4 protein-coding genes are annotated in these 6061 nt (G+C 41.4%); all 4 read left to right on the top strand.

Translation table 11 applies throughout. The features are described 5' to 3' along the window. Window positions 1–226: 226 nt before the first annotated feature. The 4 genes from PCY11_RS08285 (at window position 227) to murC (ending at window position 6061) form a co-directional block, all read left to right on the top strand. A complete protein-coding gene (locus PCY11_RS08285; RefSeq protein WP_049492450.1) occupies window positions 227–568 on the top strand; it encodes a hypothetical protein in 342 nt (113 codons plus the stop codon). A gap of 344 nt (window positions 569–912) precedes the next feature. Next, window positions 913–4011 carry a DEAD/DEAH box helicase gene (locus PCY11_RS08280; protein WP_301362672.1) on the top strand — a complete coding sequence of 1033 codons (3099 nt, stop codon included), beginning with the start codon at window positions 913–915 and terminating at the stop codon, window positions 4009–4011. Window positions 4012–4066: 55 nt separating this feature from the next. Further along, a complete protein-coding gene (locus PCY11_RS08275; protein WP_003017389.1) occupies window positions 4067–4717 on the top strand; it encodes a hypothetical protein in 651 nt (216 codons plus the stop codon). Window positions 4718–4726: 9 nt separating this feature from the next. Then, window positions 4727–6061: a UDP-N-acetylmuramate--L-alanine ligase gene (murC, locus tag PCY11_RS08270; protein ID WP_003005130.1), complete on the top strand. Its 1335-nt coding sequence runs from the start codon at window positions 4727–4729 to the stop codon at window positions 6059–6061.

Here is a 6061-nt window from a genome sequence, read left to right as displayed (position 1 = left end):
AAGCTCTTTGAAGCTTCTCCCTTGTTTTCTAAGTTCATAGACCTGAACTTTATCTTCATAAGTTAATTTCATTATAAAACACCCCAAAAGTTAGATTTTTTCTGTCTAACTTTTGGGGTGCAGTTCAGAGACAAGAAGGGTCCTTTTTTATATGAACATCTGAAAGACTAACCAAGTAGAAGAAAAATTCTAATGTTTTTAAATGGATTGAAAAGGGAGTGAAATGATGTCAAGTACAGAATTACTTTTGTTTGTTTCTTTGTTATGCTTATGGGCACTTGTACGTGTCATGAGAAAATTTTTAAAGAATTCGTTGATCTTTTGGGGGATGGCTATCCTTTATGGCGCCTCACTCATTCTAATCATTTGGGAATGGGTGATCATGACATCATCGATGACATTTTATGGAGAGATTGTCCAAGAAAGTTATTACTCTCTATTGGTAAAAGGGTTAGCTGTTTTTGGGATATTTTGGTCTTTCACCAAATTTTTGTACTTGGGAACATTGTACATGATGATTGGAAACGCCTTAATAAAAGGGAATTCGCAAGATCAAGGAAATGACTAATGGAAAATCTATAGACGTAGAGCATAAAAAAGCAGATAAGTTATGTTATAGTCTAATTAGGTGGTAGGACATCGAGCACCCATTGGTGCGCGGTAGCCTACCGCTTTTGAAGAGAAAAAAGCACCGTGTGAGGGTGATAGATCTTGCCTGCTGAACTCGTGAATGGATTGCCCCCTTGAGGGGTATTTTTTTGTGAACTTTTTAGGAACTTTAAGGACTGTTTAAGTGGGGATCATTGAATAGTAAATAGCCCGAAAACGTCTATTTTAATAAGTTTTATCGAATAAATTTTAACTATACTTTGAAATATGGTATAATAAAGGGATTAATCTAAGGTGGTAAACATGGCAAAATTAATTCCTGGGAAGGTTCGTTCACAAGGGAGCCTTCTCTATGAAGCTGGGAAAGTTTCCCTTCAGGAAGTAAAAGAAAAATACCTGTATTTTCGGGTGGAAGAAGAAAGCTTGCGGTACAGTTTGGATGACGATGTCGTTTTTTGTAGCTGCGCTTTCTTTCAAAAGAAAAAATTCTGTACGCATCTAGCAGCTGTGGAAGCTTTTTTGAAGAATGATGACAGTGGGAAAGCAGCTCTTACAAGCCTTGAAGAAGATGCCACGGCGACTGAAGAAACGCAGGAGAAGGTCTCTTTTGGAAGTTTGTTTTTAGACCAGGTCCTTCCAAAAATCGAAAAGAAAGCAACACGCTATGTCTTATCAGCAGTCGGGCAGGAGGATGAATACTCTGGTCAATTCTTATGGACTCTTCGCATTCGTCGTTTGCCAGACGAGCGTTCTTATGTGATCAGAGATGTGCTAGCTTTTTTGCAGACCCTTCAGAAAGAAGGCCACTTTGCAATTGGCAAAAGTTACTATGAACCCATTTCTTACTTAGAATTTGATGGACCTAGTCAGGATGTGATCAATTTCCTTCAAGGCTTGGTCACAGATAGTGGATCAAAAGAGCAAGATTTCTTTCCCAATGCTGGGCGCCATCTTTATTTTCCACCGACTCTCTTTGAAGAAGCTGTGGAATTACTGATGAATTTGGACTCTTTTCTCCTGCAATATAGCTTATATGACTTTTCAGAAGTCCATTTTCAGGATGTCCATGGGGAGGAAGATCTCTTTCATTTTCAGGTGGAAGACCATGGTGATTTTTACGAATTGATCATTACGGAGCCTCAAGTGAAGGTTGTCGAGTCGGCTAATTACCTGTTTCGAAATGGAGTGTTCTATCACCTGACGCCCCAACAGCGGACCCTATGGAAGGCCATTCAAGACTTACCAATGGATCAGGATCGCAAAAAACGCCTGCATTTTGATCCAACGGATCAGACCAAACTTTCCTATAGTTTAAAAGAGTTCAAAAAACTGGGACAAATAACCGCACCGACCAGCTTTTTAATCCACGATTTCACTCCGGAATTTCATTTTGATCTAGCACAGGACCAGACTGTTTTACTGGATGTAGTCTTTCAATACCAGGATCGTGTGGTGACCACGCGTGAGGAACTCCTCAATCTTCCTTATTCCAGTGATTTCGATAAGGAGCAAGAAGTCTTTTCAACCATGCTAGCAGCAGGTTTTACAGACGACTTTTCTTCCCAAAGAAGTCCGTTATCAAGTGAGCAAATCTATCCATTCTTTCATCGACAGATCCCGACTTTTGAAGCCTTAGGAGAGGTTACCCTCTCTGATAGCCTTTTAGATCTTTATCAAGTGGAGCGTCCAAAAATTGATGTTAAAACCAATGGCAGTCTACTGGAGATCGGTTTTGACTTTGAAAGTGTGGATCCAGCCGAAGTGGACCAGGTCCTCAAAGCTCTAGTGGGGCAAGCAGATTATTTTGTCAGCCATACAGGGAAGGTCCTTGTTTTTGATGAAGAAACCAAGAAGATCAGTCGAGCCCTAGCAGATTTGCGGGCGAAAATGAGCAAGGGTGGGAAACTACAAGCCCGCCGGATTGCTGCTTATCAGCTATCTGATTTGTTGGCAGATCAAGACAATGTTCATTTTTCAGAAGAATTTCGAAATTTAGCTCATGATCTGACTCATCCAGAAGACTTCCAACTCCCTCAGATGACAATCCAAGCGACCCTAAGGGATTACCAAGAAACAGGGGTCAAATGGTTCTCCATGCTAAATCATTATGGTTTTGGTGGTATTTTAGCGGATGATATGGGGCTTGGTAAAACTCTGCAGACCATTTCCTTCTTGACTAGTGTTGCAAAAAAAGAAACTAAAATCTTGATTCTAGCTCCATCTAGTCTCATCTACAATTGGAAACAAGAATTTTCAAAATTCGCTCCTCAGATGGAGGTGGTCGTCGTCTATGGTCTCAAGCAGCACCGAGATGAACTCATCGCAACCAATCCACAGGTAGTTATCACTAGTTACGCGTCTTTCCGTCAAGATGTGGAGGAATACCAGAAGAATCAGTATGAGTACTTGATTCTAGATGAAGCCCAGGTCATGAAAAATGCCCAAACCAAGATTGCCCAACACTTACGTGGCTTTGACGTTCCGCATGTGTTTGCCTTATCTGGGACACCGATTGAAAATCATGTGGGTGAACTCTGGTCTATTTTCCAAATTGTCCTTCCAGGGCTCTTCCCAGCTAAAAGAGAATTTCAAAAATTGAGTCCTGAGACCATTGCACGTTTTGTCAAACCTTTCGTCATGAGACGGAAAAAAGATGAAGTGCTCCAAGAATTACCGGACTTGATTGAAACAACCTATCACAATGAGTTGGATGAAAGTCAAAAAACGATCTATTTGGCTCAATTAAAACAAATTCAAGATCGGGTTCGAACCTCTAGTGAGGAAGAACTAAATCGGAGCAAGGTGGAAATTCTCTCTGGTCTCATGCGCCTTCGCCAAATCTGTGATACCCCCGCCCTCTTTATGGAAGACTATCAAGGAGATAGTGGGAAATTGGAGAGCCTTCGAGATCTTTTGGGTCAAATCAAGGATGGTGAACACCGGGTTTTGATCTTCTCTCAATTTAGAGGCATGCTGGATATTCTAGAGCAGGAAATTGACCAGCTTGGCATGACCTCCTTCAAAATCACGGGATCCACTCCGGCCAAAGACCGTCAAGAAATGACCAATGCCTTTAATGCAGGTGAGCGCCATGCTTTTCTCATTTCTCTGAAGGCTGGAGGGGTCGGATTAAACCTCACTGGTGCCGATACGGTCATCTTAGTCGATTTGTGGTGGAATCCTGCAGTGGAAGACCAGGCTATTGGACGTGCCCATCGAATGGGACAGGAACAAAATGTCGAAGTTTATCGTATGATTACTCGTGGTACGATCGAAGAAAAAATCCAAGAACTGCAAGCTTCCAAAAGACACTTGGTCTCAACGATTTTAGATGGAACGGAAACACGATCTAGTTTATCGGTTGAGGAAATTCGTGAGATTCTTGGAATTCAGTCAGAATAGCTTGAAAAATTCTGTGAATAGTTTATAATTAATGGAGTGTCGAAAGGAAGAAAGCATGACAGAAAAATATTTTCCTCAAGTAGGGGATAATGAGTTGATGTTAACAGAGATGCCTCACATGAACCTGTATGATGAAACAGATTTGATTAGTAACATTACAGGCGACTATGTGGATAAAAATTATTTGGAATGGCAACCGATTGCTGAAAATACCAAACCTAAGCATCCTTACCACCAACCACTAGAAGAGCCCCTACCGAAAAGACGGCCAGTAAGAAAACCTGATTTTAAAGAGCCGATTGATAAAAAAAGCCCAGCCAATCGTTATGCAGAGGAAGCGAGAGAGCGCGCTCGTGAAGATCTGAAAAAGAAACGCACAGCCCCCTATCTGACAACGGATCCAGCAGCTACTACAAGTAAACGGAAAAAACCATTTATTTCTGAACGAAAACCTGGTCAGCCAACGGCTCCCTTCCAAAAGGAAAATCCGGGTGAATTATTGAAATATAGCAAACGATTACGACAAGATCAGTTGATCCTTGCAGAGTTCGAATCTGCAGGAGAACCAGAAGTGGCAGAACCGACTGAAAAGAAAAACAATTATGATTTCTTAAAGACTAGCCAAATATACAATAAAGATCAGCACAAGTTGAAACCACAGCCAATCAAACAAGAATTGGATTTAACCCATCTAGATCAAGAATAAGGAGAAAACATGTCTAATACATACCATTTTATTGGAATTAAAGGAGCAGGGATGAGTGCTTTAGCCCTCATGCTTCACCAAATGGGACATACGGTTCAAGGTTCAGATGTTGAGAAGTATTACTTTACGCAACGTGGCTTGGAACAAGCAGGAATTCAAATTTATCCATTTGATGTGAAAAATTTGGAAGGCGACAAGATCCTCATTGCTGGGAATGCTTTCCGTCCAGATAACAATGTGGAAATTGCTTATGCAGATGAGCATGGCCTAACCTATAAACGCTACCATGAATTCCTTGGTGAATTTATGCGTGACTTCGTCAGCATGGGGGTTGCCGGAGCACACGGAAAAACCTCAACAACAGGGATGCTTTCTCACGTCTTATCAAATATCACTGATACCAGTTATTTGATTGGTGACGGGACAGGTCGTGGCTCTGCAGCAGCCAAATACTTTGTCTTTGAATCAGATGAGTATGAACGCCACTTTATGCCTTACCATCCTGAATACAGCATCATCACCAATATTGACTTTGACCATCCAGACTATTTCACGAGCTTGGAAGATGTCTTTAATGCCTTTAACGATTATGCCAAACAAATCAGCAAAGGACTCTTCATCTACGGAGAAGACAAAGAATTGCGTCGGATTACCTCATCAGCGCCAATTTATTACTATGGTTTTGATAAGGAGACGAACGATTTTGTGGCAAGCAACTTGCTTCGCTCAACGACAGGTTCAACCTTCAACGTTCATTTCCGTGGAGAAGATTTGGGGCAGTTCCATATCCCAACATTTGGTCGTCACAACATCATGAATGCCACAGCTGTCATTGGCTTGCTTTACATTGCAGGATTTGACTTAGATTTAGTCCGCGAGCATTTGAAGACCTTTGCTGGAGTGAAACGTCGCTTCACTGAAAAAGTAGTCAATGGAACAGTGATCATCGATGACTTTGCGCACCATCCAACGGAAATTATTGCAACCTTGGATGCAGCCCGTCAAAAATACCCAAGTAAAGAGATTGTGGCCATTTTCCAACCACATACCTTTACACGGACGATTGCCTTGTTAGATGAATTTGCTGAAGCTTTGAATCAAGCAGATGCTGTTTACTTGGCACAGATCTATGGTTCTGCACGGGAAGTCGATCACGGCGATGTGAAAGTTGAAGATTTGGAAGCAAAAATTGTCAAACGTTCAGCGATTATTACAGCTGAGAATGTTTCTCCTCTTCTTGACCATGACAATGCAGTCTATGTCTTTATGGGAGCAGGAGATATTCAAACCTATGAATACTCATTTGAGCGTTTATTATCTAGTTTGACACATAGTGTACAATAA

The organism is Streptococcus sp. SP8 (genome assembly GCF_030440045.1).
In the GTDB taxonomy this organism is placed as follows: Bacteria; Bacillota; Bacilli; order Lactobacillales; family Streptococcaceae; genus Streptococcus; species Streptococcus parasanguinis_I.
This window is presented reverse-complemented; position numbering and strand designations above follow the sequence as displayed.